Below are 15,719 nucleotides of genomic sequence, written 5' to 3'. Positions count from 1 at the left end.
GGTCGGTGTCGGCCTGGTCGAGAGCGTGCGCCAGTTCGGCGTCGCTCATCAACTCAGGCGGCCTGTCCATGCATAAGAGCCTAGACACCCCCACCGACAGTTTTCAAAGCCGGATCCCCTTATTTTCAAGGAGATTCGTTATCCACAACCCCAACGCTCTGTGGATATTGCCTAAGGCAACAAATCACAAACCGAGTAGGCGGGCGCCGTTCTCCCGGCAGACTGCGCGTAGCCAGGCGTCGCCCAGGTCGAGCGCATCCAGTGACGCGAGTTGGACGGCGTACTCGTAGGGGATGTTGGGGAAGTCGGAGCCCAGGACGATGCGGTCCTGGAGGTCGGCGAGGCGGGGGACGAGGTCGCGGGGGAAGGGCATCAGGGACTCGGTGAAGGGCGTCAGGGCCATCGTTGTGTCGAGGTGCACGTTCGGGTACGACGTGAGCGCGAGATGCTCGGCGTACTCCGGCATTCCGAGGTGGGCGATGACCGCAGTCAAACGGGGATGCCGTCGCAGGACCTCGCCCATCGGCCCGGGACCGGTGTGCCGGCCGGGGATCGGGCCGGAGCCGCAGTGGATGACGACCGGTACGGCGGCTTCGGCCAGTTGGCCCCACACGTCGTCGAGTTCGCCGGAGCGGGGGTCGTAGCCGCCGACCTGGAGGTGGACCTTGAAGATGCGGGTGCCCAACTCGAGCGCCGATCGCACGTAAGCAGCCGCGGCGGGCTCGGGAAAGAACGTCCCGCTGGAGACGCAGCCTGGTGTCACAGCCGCGAAGTCCCGCGCCCACGCGTTCAACGAGGCGGCCATGCCCGGCTTGTGTGGATAGACCAGCGCCGGAAACGCCCGCACCCCCAACGAATCCAGCGTTTTCAGCCGCTCCTCGACCGAGGTTCGGTAGGTGATCGGCCACTCGGTCCCGTAGTGGTCGGAGGCCTGGTCGAAGTACGCCCAGACCGCGTTCATCACCCGGTCCGGCAGGAAATGCACATGCACGTCCACCAGTCCGTCGAGCCCGAGTCGCCGCCACCAGGTCGGCACATCCGCATCACGCACGCCTCTAGCCTGCCTGATCGGCTACCCAGAGGTCGGTGAGGCCCTTGAAGTGGGCCATGAACTTGTCTTGTTCGTGCGGAGGGTACGTCGCGACTACGGTCTCCTGGAGTATGCGCGCGAAGTCGGGTCCGGCTACCCAGTCCCGAACTCGGAGGTCGAAATCGCCCAGGTGTGCGGCGCACCACTCGTGGTACTTCGTGGTTTCGAAGTGCTCGTCCGCGAGGGCCAGGTACGCGTTCAGCTTGGCGTCGTAGTCCAAGGACGGGTCGTCCGCGATCTCGAAGTACCGCTCCGTGTGCAGGTCCACGGACGATCGCCGGCCGGTGGCGAGGCAGAAGACCGACCACTTCACGAGCGCGCTCAGTGCCCACGGGAAGTAGTAGTGCAGTGAGGTGACCGCGACGTCCGGGCAGGCGTTGGCGTAGTCGATCGGGTGTACCGAGTCGCCCTTGACCAGCATCTCGCAGGAGTTGAACTCCCAGCCGAAGAACGCGTTCACGATCCGGCTGATCGCGACCGCCTCGTGGCCGGCGGCCGGGCTGAGGAAGTCGTGCGAGACGGCGTACCGGTTGTGCATCGGCTCGTCCGGACGGAAGTCCATCACCATGGTCTCCGCGCCGATCGACAGCGCCCGCGCGAACTTGTCGTACTCGATGGTGGCCTGCAGGTGCATCAGCATCTCGCCGGACTCGTCGTACGCGCGGTGCAGGTCGTCGGGGTTGTTGATCCGGGACACGCCCCGCCAGCCGCCACCGTCGAACGGCTTCATGTAGAGCGGGTACCCGAGGTCGTCGGCGATCGCGTCCAGATCGAACGGGCGGTTGTACGTCGCCGACGTGTACGCCCAGCGCACGTTGTCGACCGGGTTCTTGTACGGCACGAGCACGGTCCGGGGGATCTTCAGGCCGAGGCGGAGCATCGCGCAGTACGCCGAGTGCTTCTCCATGGACTGGAACGTGAACGGGGAGTTCAGCAGGTATGTGCCGTTCATCAGCGCGGCCTTCTTCAGCCACTCGCGCGGGTGGTAGTACCAGTACGCGAGCCGGTCGATCACGAGCCCGACGCGCACCGGGTCGTTCAGGTCGAACGGCTCGATGGTGAGCCGCCGGGACCCGAACTCGTGCTCGTGCCCGTCGATCGTCACCGGCCCGACCCGCTGCAGCAAGGCCTCGAACGCCTGCGGCCAGTCCTCCTCGGCACCCAGCAACAACCCGATCAGATGACGCGAACGATCAGCCACGAGTTCTCCTACAGATCGGTGGAAAGGGAAGGAAGGGAAGGAAGGAAAGAAGACGAGGTGGGTGTCCTCAGTAGAAGACGAGGTGGGTGTCCTCAGCGGAAGACGTGGTGGGTGTCATCAGCAGAAGCGGGGTAGGTGGTGGGCGATTTGTTGGCGCCACCAGGGCCAGTCGTGGGCTACGTCGTACCCCCAGAGGTCGAGTTCATGCGGGATCCCCTTCTTCTCCAGCAGGGCAGCGGTCGCGCGGGCCGAGGGCAGGGAGCCGGTCGGGTTCGTCTCCCAGTCACCCTGGCCGACCGTGAGCAGGATGAACAGCCTGCCGCGCAACCACTCGAGGTGGTCGCCGGACAGGTTCGGGAGATAGTCGGCAGGATTGTTGAAGTACGTCGCGTTACCGCGCTCGCCCCACGCGTGCCAGCTGGCCGCGTCGTAGTTGCCCGACTGGCAGATCGCGACCGGGAACAGGTCGGCCCGTTTGAATGCGAAGTTCAGCGCATGGAACGCGCCGAGGCTGCAGCCGGTCGTGATGATGTCGCTGACCCCCGGTGAGTCCGACCCGATCGTTGGCACCACCTGGTTCACGATCCAGGACTCATACAGCTCGTGCCGGCGCGCCCGGTCCTCCAACTGGATGCTCCGGTCCGACCAGCTGACGTGGTCGTAGGAGTCCACGCAGTACAACTTGACCCGGCCGGCCTCGATGAGCGAGGCGACCGCGTCGACCATGCCGTTGTTCTCGTAGTCCCAGGCGCGTCCCTGCTCGCTCGGAAAGACCAGCACCGGGCGGCCGAAATGACCGTACCGGATCAGCGTTCCGCGGCGGTCAAGCCCCGGCGCCTCCAACTCGACCTGCTCCCGTTCCATCAGCCCCACCCCAGGTCCGTCGCAGTAGCTCCGTCAGATCAGGATCCAGTACATCCCGCCAGGCTGTGAAGTTGTGCATGTCCGGAGTTTCGTCCAGAGCCACTTCCAGCCCGAGTTCGGTGAGCCGCGCGGCCATCACCCGGTTGTTGTGCACGTTTTCCTCGGTCGTCCCCGCGGTGATCCCGACCGGCGGCGTACTCGGTGCCGTGGTTGCCGCCAGCACCTGCGCCACGAACCCGGTCACCTCGGCGTAGAACTCGAACTTCGACTCCTGCGGGTCGGTCTCCGGCGTGAAGAACGACCCGGACTGCAGGAACAGCCCGGAAAACGTGTTCGGAAAGTTCCATTCCGCATGCAGCGCCGCGAGCGCGCCCAGGCTGGCCCCCATCATCACGGGCCGTCGGCTCCGGTACTGCGTCTGCACGGCCGGCACGACGTACTGCGTCAAGGACAGGGCGTACTGCGGGTTCGCGGCGTACCAGAGGTTCCGCGACGTCGGCCGGATCAGCGCCAACCGGAACGGGGGCAGCGAGCCGGAAGAGATCATCGCGCCGGCGTAGTGCGTCAGACCGGCGTACGAGGCGAACTCGGGACCGTCGTGGGACAGCAGCAACGGCAACTCGAAGCCCGGCGCGATCCCGTCCGGCGCCCACACCTGGACGTCGACCGGCCCGACGGGAGACTCGACGGCCACCGAGATGAGCGTCGACGGGATCGGCTGCACGGTGAGCCAGGCGGGCTCGACGTACCCCGGCAGCGGCAGCCAGGAATGGTGCCCGAATGCTCCGTCGACGGTCCGTGGGTTGGTCGGATCGGTCCGCGTGCCGAGGTCGGCAATGTCGAACAGGTACTCCATCCGGTGCACCGACGGTCGCGGAAGCCGCAGCTCCCAGCCGTAGTCGACCGGTTTGAACTCGAGCAGCTCCGCCGGGAGGCCCAGCTCCTGCCACAACCGGACGCCGTTGAACGCATGCGTGGCGTCACCGAGGCGGAACACCACCTCGGCTCCCTCGACCGCGCTCACGTTTTCAGGCATCCAACTACCGTAGCGACGTAAACACTGACAAAGGCTGTCAGTGATGGCGTTCTATCGTGGGAAGGTGGTCGATCTCACCGATATCCGCGAAATCACCGCGGACCTCCCGCGTAGCTACGAGGTACTGGTCCGGGACCGGATCAAGTTCCGCGTCGGCCAGATCGTCTATCTCGCGGTCGCGGCCGACGAGCAGACCATCGGCCTCGGCTTCCCGCGCGAGGAACGCGCCGCCGCGCTCGCCGCCGAGCCGGACAAGTTCCTCCCGCCGCGCCCGTCGGACGAACGCTTCCAGTGGATCGAGCTCAACCTGGCGGCCGTCGAGTACGACGAACTCCGCGAGCTGGTCCTCGACGCCTGGTCGATGTGCGTCCCGAAGAAGGTCCGCAGGGAGTACTTCGGCGACTGACGTAGGGGCCCGAGGCAACCGGGTCATCCTCAGGTAGTAGACCGGAACCATCCTGACGGCCGATGGGTGGCGACATTTCGCGAGCAACTCTTGAAACATGACTGGGGACTTCCTACCCCGGCGCCAGAAGGCGTCGGTGCTGAGCCAAGCCGTAACTGTCGTGATTCTGGTAGCCCTCGTGGCGGTCGGGATCGTGCTCTTTACCTAGGACTCCCAGCGCACATCGGCTTCGCCCGGTCGGACGACGCCGGCTTCGTAGGCGACCACGACGGCCTGGACGCGGCTGGACAGGCCGAGCTTCGACAGCACCGAGCTCACGTGGGTCTTGATCGTGGTCTCGCTGACGAACAGCTTGGTCGCGAGGTCCCGGTTCGACAGGCCGCGGGCCATCCAGACCAGGATCTCGCGCTCCCGTTCGCTCAGGTGCGACAGTAGCCCGGCCCACCGCGCATCCGGTTGCGCCGGCGCGCTGGTCGCCGTACCGCCGTCGACCTGACGCTCCAGCTCCATGCAGCGCTCGAGCAGTACGCGCGTCGAGACCGGGTCGACGAGCGAGTCGCCGCGGTGCACCGCGCGTACGGCGGAGACCAGGAGATCCGGATCGGTGTCCTTCAACAGGAACCCGGACGCTCCCGCGCGGACGGCGGCCAGCACGTACGCCTCGTCGTCGAACGTCGTCAGCACCAGTACGGCGGGACGTGCCCGGCCGGCCTCCCGGTTGGCGGTCGTGATCCGCTCGGTGGCGACCAGCCCGTCCATCACCGGCATCCGGATGTCCATCAGGACCACGTCCGGGTCGTGCAGCGCGATCAGCCGGAGCGCCTCCTCGCCGTTCTCGGCCTGGGCGACCGTGGTCAGGTCCGGCTCGTGGTCCAGGATCATCGCCAGCCCCATCCGGATCACCCCCTGGTCGTCGGCCACGAGGATCCGGATCGGGCCAGTGTCCACTCCGGTCAGTTCTGCGGGGGTAACCATGCTTGCACTCTCCATCCACCGAGGGGGCCGGCCGCGACGGCGAGGGTGCCGCCGACCGCTGTCGCCCGTTCCCGCATCCCGATCAGTCCGTTGCCGCGGCCGCTTTCCTTGCGGCGCGCGGTCTCCAGCACGTTCACCGGCGGCGGTCCGCCGTTCCCGTTGTCGTCGATGGTCAGCAGCTCGCCCTGCGGTCCACTCTGCCAGGTGACCCGCGCCGCGCTCGCCTTGGCGTGCACCATCACGTTTGTCAGCGCCTCCTGGATGATCCGCACCGCGGTGAGGTCGGTCGCCGAGGTGAGCTGGCGCTGCCGCGGCGGCAGTTCCATCGTCACGTCGATCCCGACCGCCTTCAGCCGCTCACCCATCCGCGCCACGTCGGCCAGGTCGGGCACCGGCGCGGTCCCGCCGCCGGATCCGGTGTCGCCGGCGATCTGCGGCGACGCGGTGTTCAATACGCGCACTGTCTCCCGCATCGCGGTCAGCGCTTCCTTGCCGCTGGCAATGATCCAGCGGATCGCCTCTCGCAGTACTTCGGGGCGCTGGTCGGCCACCCGGTCCGCCGCCTGCGCCCGGATCACGACCGCGCTCACGTGGTGCGAGATCACGTCGTGCAGGTCGCGGGCGATCCGGGTCCGCTCCGCCACCGCGGCCCGCTCCGCCTCGACCGCGCGGAGCCGGACCAGTTCGGCGTTGCGCTGCTCGAGCAGGGCCACCGACTTCCGGCGCCGGCGAGCGTCCGCGCCGAGCAGCACCATCCCGCAGATCAGTGCCTCCGCGAACACGAACAGCGACACGTCGATGTACGAGTACAGGCTCGGCACGTTCCGCGGCAGGCTCTGGTACCGATCGCCGCGCAGAATGTCGCGATTGACGTGGCTGAGGACGATCGCGACCACGGTCGGCAGCCCGATCATCAACCCGGCCAGGCTGCCCATCGTGAAGAACAGACACGTGAACCGTCGTACGCCGGCCGACGCCGCCAGGTACCCGACGACGAGCAGCGGGACCAGGTGGATCTCCGACTGCAGCGCCGCATCGCTGATCTCGGGCTGACCGAACATCGTGAGACCGAGTTGCGCCGCCAGGCCGGTGCCCGCCGCGGCGTACAGGAACGGGTACAGCACCGAGACGATCAGGAGCATCGTGCGCGGGATCCGGCGTACGAGGGCGACCGTGGCGACCAGGAAGACGCCCGTGACGACCGAGACGGCCGGGTTGTGCGGGCGCAGACCGGTGCCGTTGATGAGGTTCAGTACGACGAACCAGACCAGCCCGATGACCGCGGCGAGCAGCACGTCCTGCTGCCCCTGCGACAATCGGCGCCAGACACTCATCATGTCGCCCAGCGTAGTCAGGGTGTGTTTGCCAAAGCTTCATCTGCCCGGAGGGGCAGGCTCTCCAACTTTTGGAGGAGGCTCGGCGTCCGAACTGATACTCAGGGGCTACTGATGGGACGTGAGAACGGTCCCTGGGACCGATGCGCCGCCCACCCGGATCCGAGAGGCTGTACCCCATGAGTCACGAGCTGCCGCCGCGCCCCAGCAATACGGGGCGGACGCGGTTGCTGTCCGTGATCGGTGTGGTCGGGGTCGGTTCCGTCGTCGGAGCGCTGCTGCTGTGGCACGCGCAGGTCGGCGAGGTGCTCGGCCTCGGTGCGGACAAGGAGCCGGTGGTCTCGACCGTCGGCGCGCCTGCGATCGGCGCACCGCCCACCACGCTGCGGGTGACCCCGACGCCGTCCCGGCGTACGACGAAGACCCCGTCCACTCCTCCCGCGACCACGACGACTCCCTCCAAGAAGCCGACCCAGAAAGAGACCCAGCAGCCGGTGCCGGTCTCTCGTGAGGAGAGCATCGAGGGCCTGTCGCCGAAGCTGAAGTCACGGCTGGCGAAGGCGATCGCGGCCGCGAAGGCCGACGGTGTCACGATCAGCATCACGTCCGCCCGGCGCAGCGCGGCGAAGCAGCAGCGGCTGCTGAACGCGGCGATCAAGAAGTACGGGTCGTACAAGCTGGCGACGCGCTGGGTGCTGCCGCCGAAGTACTCCGCCCACGTGCAGGGCAAGGCCGTGGACATCGGTCCGGCGGCCGCCATGACGTGGCTGAACAAGAACGGCTGGCGGTACGGCGTGTGCCGCCGGTACGACAACGAACCCTGGCACTTCGAGGCGCTCACAACGCCCGGCACGAAGTGCCCGCCGCGGGAACCGCACGCGGTGGCCAAGGCAGATTGATACAAGGGGGAAACCGAGATGACCATGACCTACGCACAGCCCCTGACCCGGCGCTACACCCGCGCCCGGCTCGCCGTACCCGCCCTGTGGCGCCAGGTGATCCGGACCGGCGACAGGACCGAGCGCACCACCGCTGAGCCGGATCGGTCCGCACATACGCAGCTGGAGATCTACGACGGCGTACTGGCCGCGTTCGAGCGTCGCGACGAGGTAGCAGCGGTACTGCGGGCTTCCGCGGACCGTGCAACCGCCGTACGACGTCTGCGCGACGAGTTCGGCCTCAGCCACCTGCAGGCGACCGCGCTGATCGACCTGCCGCTCACCACCGAGTGCCGCGACCGCATCGCGCACCGCGCCGAAGAGCTCCGCACCGCCCTCGGGCGCTGACCCGGAAATCCCCGCGCGAGCCGCATCTCGGTGGTAGCGGCTCGCGTGGACCTGCGGAGTTTGCGTGCCGTGGGGAGGATGGAGGGGTGATCACGATGGAGCAGGCCGGACGACTGCGCAAGGCCGGGGTGCTGTGGGCACCGGCGGCCGGGGATCGTTTCGCCGTACCGGACCGGGACATGGACGACGACGTGTTCGTGGTGAGCGACATGACCGTCGAGGTGCACGACTACCAGGGCAGCAAGGTGATCGGCTTCAACGGCACCACCGAGTGGGCCCTGGACAGCATCGAGCAACGCGAAGTCATCTGGCTCCCGCGCGAGGAGCAGCTCCGCGCTCTCCTCGGCTCGCACTTCCAGTCCCTCGAAGCCACCCCGGACGGCTACCGGGTAACCCTCACCACCGGCACCCACACCTCCGCCGACGCCGAACAGGCGTACGCCGACGCCGTCATCCACCTACTGGGCGCCTAGCGCCACGAGCCCGGCCCCGCGGGACCCACCCCATCTCCTACCCGGTGGTGGGGCGCCAGTACTGCTTCTTTTCTTTGTCTTTTACCGTGTAGCCGAGGTTGATGACTTCGGAGCGGAGCTCGCGTAGGTCGGCCTTGCCCTTGTCGCCCTGGTCGAAGGCCTTGGAGCGGGCTCTGAGGAGCGCGTTGGCGGCCGGCGAGAGATCCGGGTCGCCCTCGACCCAGCGGCGGAACTCGGACTCGTGCGGGTCACCGGAATCCGACCACGGGTAGCCGTGGGCACGGAACGCCACCGGGATCTGCTTCGCCTCGGACTTCAGCTGGTCGTGCTTCTTCCGGGCCAGCTCGCGGGACGTCGCGTCCTGGAGGACGATCTCCTTCCCGTCCAGGAACGCCACCGCGACCTTCACCCGCGGCACGGTCACGGTCTTCTGGTTCTTACCGAACTCGACCGACTGGCTGGTGATCGTCACCTTCAACGTGTCGTCGAGCGCGATCCCGGCCAGCAGTACGCCGCCCACGAGCCCGACGGCCCCGCAGATCACCACGACCCACCAGCTGTCCCACGCGGCGATCAGCCTCAGCGGACCCTGGAACGGCACCCAGTCCCGCCCGGACGCCCAGTCGGCGATCCGCGGCAGGAAGAACCCGAGCACCAGCCCGGCCAGCGGCAACCCGCCGAACAGCACCGTCTTGTCGGCGGCCGAGTGGCCGATCACCGTGCGATCCGCAGTCGTAGACCCCATGCCCCAAAAGTAGGCGCGGACTGCTGTGACTTTGGTATCGACTGTGGGGACCTAAGAACAGGACGTACAGATCTACGTAGACGCCTCGTTCACGCTCACGAGGTCCACCCGATGGGCCCCGGAACGGGACACCTCCTGTCGGTAGGTACGGTCGTCACGTGATCTGGCTACGGTTTCTCAGCGGTCCGGACATCGACGGGTTGGGGCTGACCCGGCTGGAGATCGTGGATGCCGTGGAGGACGCGGTCCGCGAGCACGGCGAGGGCCGGACGAGCTTCGAGCCGCGGATGCACCTGATGCCGAACAACGGCGGGATCGGCCACTTCAACGTCCTCCGTGGGCACCTCGACGGCCTCGGTGAGCACGGGATCAGCGGCGTGAAGGTGGTCGGCGACTTCGTCCCGAACTACCAGAAGGGTCTGCCCAGCGAGCTCGCGATGGCGACCCTGTTCGACCCGACGACCGGCGTACCTCTCGCGGTCCTGGACGCGACGATGATCACCGCGGCACGTACCGGCGCGATGACGACGGTCGGCGCCCGCCACCTGGCCCGCCGTGACAGCAAGATCCTCGCGCACGCCGGCGCCCGCGGTACGGCGTGGTGGAACGTGACGATGCTCGACGATCTCCTCGACCTCGACGAGATCCGGGTGACGTCACGGCGGCCGGAGTCCCGGGAGAAGTTCGCCGCGGAGCTCTCCGCGGAACTGACCACGCCGGTCCGGGTGTGCGCGACCGCGGAGGAGGCGTTCGACGGCGCCGACGTACTCGTGGAGGCCACCCGTCTGACCGAGCCCGAGCCGCTGCTGCGGACGGCGGCGGTCCGGCCGGGCGCGTTCGTCGTACCGTACGGGACGGTCTCGGCGGTCGAGCTCGATCTGCTCGACGTGATCGACAAGGTGGTCGTGGACGACTGGCGCGAGGCGCAGTCCGGGCGGTTCGGGTCGCTGCGGCGGCACGTGGACAGCGGGCGGCTGTCGCCGGAGACGCTGTACGCCGAGATCGGCGAGATCGTCGCGGGCCGCCGACCCGGCCGCGAGAACGATGCCGAACGCAACCTCTTCTGGCACCGCGGCCTGTCTCTGCTGGACGTCGCGATCGCCCACCTGATCCTCCGCCGAGCCGAAGCCACCGACACCGGCACCATGCTCCGGTTCCATTGATGATCGTCAACGAACCCAGCGAGCTGGATCCGGCCAGCGCGGAGCCGATCGAGCTGGCACCTGCCCTCCTTGACCGCCTGGCCGCGACCCGCGCAGCTGCCCTCGACACCCTCCGCTCCGGCGCGCCTGTGTACGGCGTCAACACCGGCATGGGCAACCTGAGCAAGGTCCGCCTGACGGAGGACGAGCAGCGCGTCCACCAACGCAACCTCCTACTAGGCAGAGCCGTCGGCGGCCCGCCTTGGCTCCCACCTGCCGAAGTCCGCGCCGTCCTCATCGGCCGTCTGAAGACGTTCCTCACCGGCGACGCAGCCGTCTCGGTCGAACTGATCCACCAGTTGGTTGCCCTCATCAACAACGGCCCGCTCCCGAACATCCCCGCCGAAGGTGCCGGCTCCGCAGGCGAGATCATCCCGCTCGCACATGCCTTCGCCTCCCTGGATCCCGGCCCCAAGGAAGGCATCGCCTTGCTGGCCGGCATCCCCGGCGCCACCGGCCGAGCCGCCCTCCACGCAACCAGAGCGCACCGGCTAGCGGATCAGCTCAGCGTCATCGCAGCCGGGGTGATCGCAGTCGTCGGCGCCAACCGCGACCCGTACGAACCGCTCGCAGCACGTGGGGACGACGTACTAGGGGCTGAGTTCGCCAGGCTTCGCGAGTTGGCAGGTCCCGAGCCGGAGCCGCGGAGCTTGCAGGCCCCGGTCTCGTTCCGCGTCGCGGGGCACGTGAACGCGCACGTCCGGCGAACCTTGCAGCAGTTGGACGACGCGATCGACCGGGCGTTCACGGGCGTGACGGACTCCCCGGCGTACCTCGACGGCGAGTTCGTCGGCACCGCCGGCTTTCACGGGATCGACCTCGCCGCGTACTGCGATCACCTCACAACCGCGCTGGCGCATGCCGCCGAGGTGTCGGCGGCGCGGTTGCACCGCCTGCTGGACCCCAACGTCACAGGCCTCACCGCCCAACTCGCCCGCGAACCAGGCCCGCAGGCCGGTCTGGTCGCCGTCCACAAGCGGGCGGTCGCGACGACCCACCAGCTCCGCCGCCTGACGTTGCCCACAGCAATCAGTACGGCGGAGACGTCCAATGGTCAGGAGGATGTGCAGACGTTCTCCTGGGAAGCGGTCGGGAACCTCGGCGAAGCGATCCGCCTGACCCGCGAGACGAGCGCCTGCGAGCTGCTCGCCGTACGGCAGGCCTTCGCGCTCTCGACCCGCGAGATCCCACCAGGTCTTCACGACATCATGCAGGCGGTCGACGCCGTCGTACCTCCGATCGAGGCCGACCGCCCGTTCGGCGAGGACCTGACCAGACTCCTCACCCAGGTGGTTTAACCGGCTGTCCTGCTCGATGTGTGTGGGCGGGGTCGGGCCGCGGGTCTCGCGCGGGGGTTGATCGAAAAAGCGAGCCGACACGCAGGTCGTGGCGAAGCCGCAAGTAGCCTGCGTGGGGTCTGTGTCGTTGGCCTGGTGCGGGGGATCGGCGTCGGTGACTGGAGGAGTTCTCTTGAAGCGGTTCGTGGTGCCGCCGAGCTGGCCGTCTCCGCCGCGGCGCAGCTGGGTCCCGCCGAAGACCTGGCGCCCGGATCCGGCCTGGCCGCCGGCTCCGGAGGGCTGGCGGTTCTGGGTCGACGGCAGGGGCAAGCCGGTCCACGGCCCGATCGGTCAGTACGGCGCTCCGTCCCGCCGGGTCGTGTACGCCGCGGCCGCGGCGCTGATCGTGTTCGCCGGGGTCAACCTGTGGGCGTTGTCAACGATCGGCCTGTTCGGTGGCGGATCGGACGACTCGGTCGCGGTGAAGTTCGTCGAGGAGTCGCCGTCCCCGAGTCCCACGGCCGGCTCGACGAGTCCCGCCGTACCGCGGACGACGTCCACGCCGCCGCTCGTGCCGCAGACGATCGTGGCGCCGAGCAAAGGTCCGACACCCCGGCCGACCCAGCGACCGACCCGGAAGCCGACCGCGACCAGGACCACCGAGCGGACCACATCGACGCCCAAGCCGACGCGCACGACCACCAGCACGACCACGACGCCGTCGCGTCCGACCAGCCGGCCGTCGACGCGGGAAGAGATCCTCCGGCAGTACTGCATCGAGCGCGGCATCGACCCGGCCTGGTGTGATCCGTCCAGATGGCAGCAGACGCCTGGTTGACAGCGGAGTGATCCGCACCCATCCTTAACCATATGGTTCTGAAACCATTTGGTTATGAAGACAATTTGACCGGAGTCTTCGCGGCGCTCGCCGACCCGACCCGCCGGGCGATCCTCACCCAGCTCAAGCACGGGGACGCGACGGTCGCCGAGCTCGCGGCGCCGTACAGCATGTCGCAGCCGGCCGTCTCCAAACACCTCAAGGTGCTCGAGAACGCCGGGCTGATCAGCCGCTCGCAACGGGCGACGGCCCGGCTCAGCCATCTTGAGGCCGAACCGCTCCGGACCGCCGTCGGCTGGTTGATGGACTACCGCGCCTACTGGACGGAGAGCTTCGATCGTCTCGACGATCTGCTCGACGATCTGAAGGAGGAGTCGTGAAGATCATCGCGGAGCCGGGCGTGCCGCAGGTTGTGATCATCCGGGAGTTCCGGGCGCCGCGGGAGCTGCTGTTCCGCGCGTACACCGAGCCCGACCTGGTGAAGCGCTGGCTGGGACCGCCCGGGCTCGAGCTGGTGGTGAACCAGCTCGACCCTCAGCACGGCGGTCGCTGGCGGTGGACGCACTACGACGCCGACGGGAAGGGCTACGCGTTCCACGGGCTGTACCACGGGGAGCCGACGCCGGACCGGATCGTGCAGACGTACGAGTTCGACCATGCACCCGGGACCGTCTACCTGAATCTGATCACCTTCGACGAGGCCGACGGGATCACCACCCTGACGCAGAACACCGTGTTCTTCGCGGTCGAGGACCGCGACCAGTACGTCGACGGCGGCATGGAGCACGGTATCCGCGCCTCGATGCGACAACTCGACGCCCTCGTCACCGAACTGGCCAAGGAGGCCAACCCATGATGCTCAACGACAAGCAGGCGATCGTGTACGGCGCGGCCGGACCGATCGGCGCCGTGGTCGCGAAGGGGTTCGCCGCCGAGGGCGCGACCGTCCACCTGGCCGGCCGTACGGCGGAACGCCTCGAGCGGGTCGCGGACGACATCCGCGCCGCGGGCGGCAAGGCCGAGATCGCGGTCGTCGACGCACTCGACGAACGATCGGTCGACGACCACGCCGCCGCGGTCGGCCGGATCGACATCTCGTTCAACCTGATCGGCCACCCGCAGTACTTCGGTACGCCGCTGATCGACATGTCCCTCGCCGACGTCGAGGAGCCGGTGCACAACATGCTGCGCACCTTCTACCTCACGTCCCGCGCGGCCGCCCGGCGGATGGTCGAGCAGGGATCCGGCGTGATCCTGACCTTCGGCGGGTACGGCGACCCGGCGGCGAACCTCGGCGCGTTCCAGGTCGGGTTCGGTGCTGTCGAGGCGCTGCGGCGCAGCCTGGCGCGCGAGCTCGGCCCGCACGGCATCCGGGTGATCACGTTGCAGACCAACGGCGTACCGGAGTCGAACCCGGACACGTACCCGGAGGACTTCCGTCGCGAGATCGCCGAGCACACCGCCGCCCAGACGATGCTCAACCGCGCCGCGACCCTGGCCGACGTAGCCGCGATAGCCACCTTCGCCGCCTCCGACCGAGCCGCCTCCATCACCGGCACCGCCATCAACCTGACCGCCGGTGCCACCGTCAACTAGACGATGTTGAGCTCGGCCCGACGACTCGACGACTGGAACCGGCGTGCGTCCAACGGACTGACGTCGACGAACGGTTCCTGGCCGAGGTAGAGGTCGCGGATCACCTCGCCGACGGCTGGGCCTTGCAGGAATCCATGGCCCGAGAACCCTGTTGCATAAAGGAATCGCTCGATGCCGTCGGCCTCGCCGATCAGGGCGTTGTGGTCGGGGGTTACCTCGTACAGGCCGGCCCAGCCGCCGGTCAGCCCGACGTCAAGGAGCGAGGGTGCTCGTCGTGCCATCGCCTCGGTCAGGTGGGGGATCCACGTGTCCGTGCGGTTCAGGTGGAAGCCGGGCTCCTCGTCGGGATCGGACATGCCGACGAGAAGCCCGGGGCCTTCGCGGTGGAAGTAGAACGTCGTACCGAAGTCGATCGTCATCGGCAGGCCGTCGGGTAGTCCCGGGATCTCCTCGGTGACAACGATCTGCCGCCGCAACGGAACCACCGGAAGCTCGACCCCGGCCATCGCGCCGACCTGCGCGGACCAAGCACCTGCCGCACAAATCACCGTCCCGGTCCGAATCTCTCCGCGGTTCGTTCGCACCGTCGTCAGTTGGTTGCCCACCGCATCGATCCCGAGTACCTCGCAGCCGGTGATCAGTCGCGCCCCGAGTCGCCGGGCGGCCGATGCATACCCCAGTACGACGGACTCCGGCGTGCAATGTCCCGCGCTCGGCGAGAAGCACGCGCCGGCCAGCCCGTCCGCCGCAACGATCGGCGCCAGCGCGACCGCCTCGTCGACGGAGATCATCCGCGTCGGAAGGTCCGCGGTCTGCTGCAACCTGTTCTGCAGTGCGGTGCTCTCACGGAAATGCTCGACCTGCTCAGCATTTTCCAGCAGGAACAGATACCCGACCCGGTGCAGATCGATCTCCTGACCGGGCCGCTCCCCGAACCGCGCAAAAGCCTCCAGACTGCGCGCACCGAGTGCGATGTTCACCTCGTCCGAGAAGTTCGCCCGTACTCCACCCGCCGCCTTACAAGTCGAACCCGACCCGAGCGCATTCATCTCCAGCAACACCACATCCCGCACCCCGGCCTCAGCCAGATGAAAGGCGATGCTCACCCCCATCACCCCACCCCCGACAATCACCACACCCGCAACCTCAGCCACCATCAACCTCCTCCAGGTAGATCGTCCCCCGCCGGTTGGACCACTTTGAGCACCGGTCAACCAGAAACCAACCCCCAAACCGGTTGACCCGTGCCCAAAGTCGCGGGGGCCAGCCGGACGGGACCACTTTGTGCACGGGATCCGTCGCGGCGGACGGTCGACGTGCGGATCTGGTGCACAAAGTGCGCCAGATCGCGGCGCGGCCCCGCGCCTAGCCTGCGCCGCGGTCGCGGGCGTGTTGG

Annotated in this window: 18 protein-coding genes; 10 read left to right on the top strand and 8 right to left on the bottom strand. The window is 68.1% G+C overall.

Annotation, left to right across the window (positions count from 1 at the left end):
- Positions 1 to 184 precede the first annotated feature (184 nt).
- From ACWF0M_RS18900 to ACWF0M_RS18885, 4 genes are all read right to left on the bottom strand, one after another.
- The gene (locus tag ACWF0M_RS18900; protein ID WP_452236958.1) at positions 185 to 1,051 is read right to left on the bottom strand and encodes an amidohydrolase family protein; all 867 of its coding nucleotides are present in this window, start codon (positions 1,049 to 1,051) and stop codon (positions 185 to 187) included.
- A gap of 4 nt (positions 1,052 to 1,055) precedes the next feature.
- Positions 1,056 to 2,291 (bottom strand): ATP-grasp domain-containing protein, encoded by a 1,236-nt coding sequence (locus tag ACWF0M_RS18895; RefSeq protein ID WP_452236957.1) that lies wholly within the window; start codon positions 2,289 to 2,291, stop codon positions 1,056 to 1,058.
- A 117-nt stretch (positions 2,292 to 2,408) separates the two neighbouring features.
- A complete protein-coding gene (locus ACWF0M_RS18890) occupies positions 2,409 to 3,155 on the bottom strand; it encodes an esterase family protein (RefSeq protein ID WP_452236956.1) in 747 nt (248 codons plus the stop codon).
- A complete protein-coding gene (locus tag ACWF0M_RS18885) occupies positions 3,115 to 4,191 on the bottom strand; it encodes an alpha/beta hydrolase (protein ID WP_452236955.1) in 1,077 nt (358 codons plus the stop codon). Before ACWF0M_RS18885 ends, ACWF0M_RS18890 begins: the two co-directional genes overlap by 41 nt.
- 43 nt (positions 4,192 to 4,234) lie before the next feature.
- On the opposite strand from ACWF0M_RS18885, the gene ACWF0M_RS18880 reads away from it, so the two are divergent.
- A complete protein-coding gene (locus ACWF0M_RS18880; RefSeq protein ID WP_452236954.1) occupies positions 4,235 to 4,597 on the top strand; it encodes an MmcQ/YjbR family DNA-binding protein in 363 nt (120 codons plus the stop codon).
- A 204-nt stretch (positions 4,598 to 4,801) separates the two neighbouring features.
- Here the strand turns inward: ACWF0M_RS18880 and ACWF0M_RS18875 are convergent, their stop codons facing one another.
- Positions 4,802 to 5,572, bottom strand: a complete 771-nt coding sequence (locus ACWF0M_RS18875; protein WP_452236953.1) for a response regulator — start codon at positions 5,570 to 5,572, stop codon at positions 4,802 to 4,804.
- Positions 5,551 to 6,909, bottom strand: a complete 1,359-nt coding sequence (locus tag ACWF0M_RS18870; protein WP_452236952.1) for a sensor histidine kinase — start codon at positions 6,907 to 6,909, stop codon at positions 5,551 to 5,553. The genes ACWF0M_RS18875 and ACWF0M_RS18870 overlap by 22 nt, the downstream gene beginning before the upstream one ends.
- A gap of 176 nt (positions 6,910 to 7,085) precedes the next feature.
- On the opposite strand from ACWF0M_RS18870, the gene ACWF0M_RS18865 reads away from it, so the two are divergent.
- The 3 genes from ACWF0M_RS18865 to ACWF0M_RS18855 all read left to right on the top strand — a co-directional run bounded on the left by ACWF0M_RS18865 (position 7,086) and on the right by ACWF0M_RS18855 (position 8,665).
- On the top strand, positions 7,086 to 7,805 hold the full coding sequence (locus ACWF0M_RS18865; RefSeq protein WP_452236951.1) for a M15 family metallopeptidase: 720 nt from the start codon (positions 7,086 to 7,088) through the stop codon (positions 7,803 to 7,805).
- Between the two features lie 18 nt (positions 7,806 to 7,823).
- The gene (locus ACWF0M_RS18860) at positions 7,824 to 8,192 is read left to right on the top strand and encodes a hypothetical protein (protein ID WP_452236950.1); all 369 of its coding nucleotides are present in this window, start codon (positions 7,824 to 7,826) and stop codon (positions 8,190 to 8,192) included.
- A gap of 95 nt (positions 8,193 to 8,287) precedes the next feature.
- Entirely contained in the window at positions 8,288 to 8,665 is a 378-nt protein-coding gene (locus ACWF0M_RS18855) for a pilus assembly protein CpaE (RefSeq protein ID WP_452236967.1), read from the top strand.
- Between the two features lie 37 nt (positions 8,666 to 8,702).
- On the opposite strand, the gene ACWF0M_RS18850 is transcribed toward ACWF0M_RS18855, so the two are convergent.
- A complete protein-coding gene (locus ACWF0M_RS18850; RefSeq protein WP_452236949.1) occupies positions 8,703 to 9,410 on the bottom strand; it encodes a YqeB family protein in 708 nt (235 codons plus the stop codon).
- 158 nt (positions 9,411 to 9,568) lie between these two features.
- Between ACWF0M_RS18850 and ACWF0M_RS18845 the strand changes: the two genes are divergently transcribed.
- The 6 genes from ACWF0M_RS18845 to ACWF0M_RS18820 all read left to right on the top strand — a co-directional run bounded on the left by ACWF0M_RS18845 (position 9,569) and on the right by ACWF0M_RS18820 (position 14,323).
- A complete protein-coding gene (locus ACWF0M_RS18845; protein WP_452236948.1) occupies positions 9,569 to 10,573 on the top strand; it encodes an ornithine cyclodeaminase family protein in 1,005 nt (334 codons plus the stop codon).
- Positions 10,573 to 11,910, top strand: coding sequence for an aromatic amino acid lyase (locus tag ACWF0M_RS18840; RefSeq protein ID WP_452236947.1), 1,338 nt, complete (start codon positions 10,573 to 10,575; stop codon positions 11,908 to 11,910). Before ACWF0M_RS18845 ends, ACWF0M_RS18840 begins: the two co-directional genes overlap by 1 nt.
- Before the next feature lie 172 nt (positions 11,911 to 12,082).
- Complete coding sequence (locus ACWF0M_RS18835; protein ID WP_452236946.1) at positions 12,083 to 12,727, top strand: hypothetical protein; 645 nt, start codon at positions 12,083 to 12,085, stop codon at positions 12,725 to 12,727.
- Between the two features lie 65 nt (positions 12,728 to 12,792).
- Positions 12,793 to 13,107, top strand: a complete 315-nt coding sequence (locus tag ACWF0M_RS18830; protein WP_452236945.1) for an ArsR/SmtB family transcription factor — start codon at positions 12,793 to 12,795, stop codon at positions 13,105 to 13,107.
- Positions 13,104 to 13,583 carry an SRPBCC family protein gene (locus ACWF0M_RS18825; RefSeq protein WP_452236944.1) on the top strand — a complete coding sequence of 160 codons (480 nt, stop codon included), beginning with the start codon at positions 13,104 to 13,106 and terminating at the stop codon, positions 13,581 to 13,583. The genes ACWF0M_RS18830 and ACWF0M_RS18825 overlap by 4 nt, the downstream gene beginning before the upstream one ends.
- Positions 13,580 to 14,323 carry an SDR family NAD(P)-dependent oxidoreductase gene (locus ACWF0M_RS18820; RefSeq protein ID WP_452236943.1) on the top strand — a complete coding sequence of 248 codons (744 nt, stop codon included), beginning with the start codon at positions 13,580 to 13,582 and terminating at the stop codon, positions 14,321 to 14,323. Before ACWF0M_RS18825 ends, ACWF0M_RS18820 begins: the two co-directional genes overlap by 4 nt.
- Here the strand turns inward: ACWF0M_RS18820 and ACWF0M_RS18815 are convergent.
- A complete protein-coding gene (locus ACWF0M_RS18815) occupies positions 14,320 to 15,480 on the bottom strand; it encodes an NAD(P)/FAD-dependent oxidoreductase (RefSeq protein ID WP_452236942.1) in 1,161 nt (386 codons plus the stop codon). The genes ACWF0M_RS18820 and ACWF0M_RS18815 overlap by 4 nt on opposite strands.
- Between the last annotated feature and the right edge of the window lie 239 nt (positions 15,481 to 15,719).

This window comes from Kribbella sp. NPDC055110 (assembly GCF_053607525.1).
This window is presented reverse-complemented; position numbering and strand designations above follow the sequence as displayed.

Coding starts and splice junctions, on each gene's coding strand:
- ACWF0M_RS18890 (WP_452236956.1), bottom strand. CDS start 3,155: ATGGAACGGGAGCAGGTCGAGTTGGAGGCGCCGGGGCTTGACCGCCGC.
- ACWF0M_RS18885 (WP_452236955.1), bottom strand. CDS start 4,191: ATGCCTGAAAACGTGAGCGCGGTCGAGGGAGCCGAGGTGGTGTTCCGC.
- ACWF0M_RS18880 (WP_452236954.1), top strand. CDS start 4,235: ATGGCGTTCTATCGTGGGAAGGTGGTCGATCTCACCGATATCCGCGAA.
- ACWF0M_RS18875 (WP_452236953.1), bottom strand. CDS start 5,572: ATGGTTACCCCCGCAGAACTGACCGGAGTGGACACTGGCCCGATCCGG.
- ACWF0M_RS18870 (WP_452236952.1), bottom strand. CDS start 6,909: ATGATGAGTGTCTGGCGCCGATTGTCGCAGGGGCAGCAGGACGTGCTG.
- ACWF0M_RS18865 (WP_452236951.1), top strand. CDS start 7,086: ATGAGTCACGAGCTGCCGCCGCGCCCCAGCAATACGGGGCGGACGCGG.
- ACWF0M_RS18860 (WP_452236950.1), top strand. CDS start 7,824: ATGACCATGACCTACGCACAGCCCCTGACCCGGCGCTACACCCGCGCC.
- ACWF0M_RS18855 (WP_452236967.1), top strand. CDS start 8,288: ATGGAGCAGGCCGGACGACTGCGCAAGGCCGGGGTGCTGTGGGCACCG.
- ACWF0M_RS18850 (WP_452236949.1), bottom strand. CDS start 9,410: ATGGGGTCTACGACTGCGGATCGCACGGTGATCGGCCACTCGGCCGCC.
- ACWF0M_RS18840 (WP_452236947.1), top strand. CDS start 10,573: ATGATCGTCAACGAACCCAGCGAGCTGGATCCGGCCAGCGCGGAGCCG.
- ACWF0M_RS18820 (WP_452236943.1), top strand. CDS start 13,580: ATGATGCTCAACGACAAGCAGGCGATCGTGTACGGCGCGGCCGGACCG.
- ACWF0M_RS18815 (WP_452236942.1), bottom strand. CDS start 15,480: ATGGTGGCTGAGGTTGCGGGTGTGGTGATTGTCGGGGGTGGGGTGATG.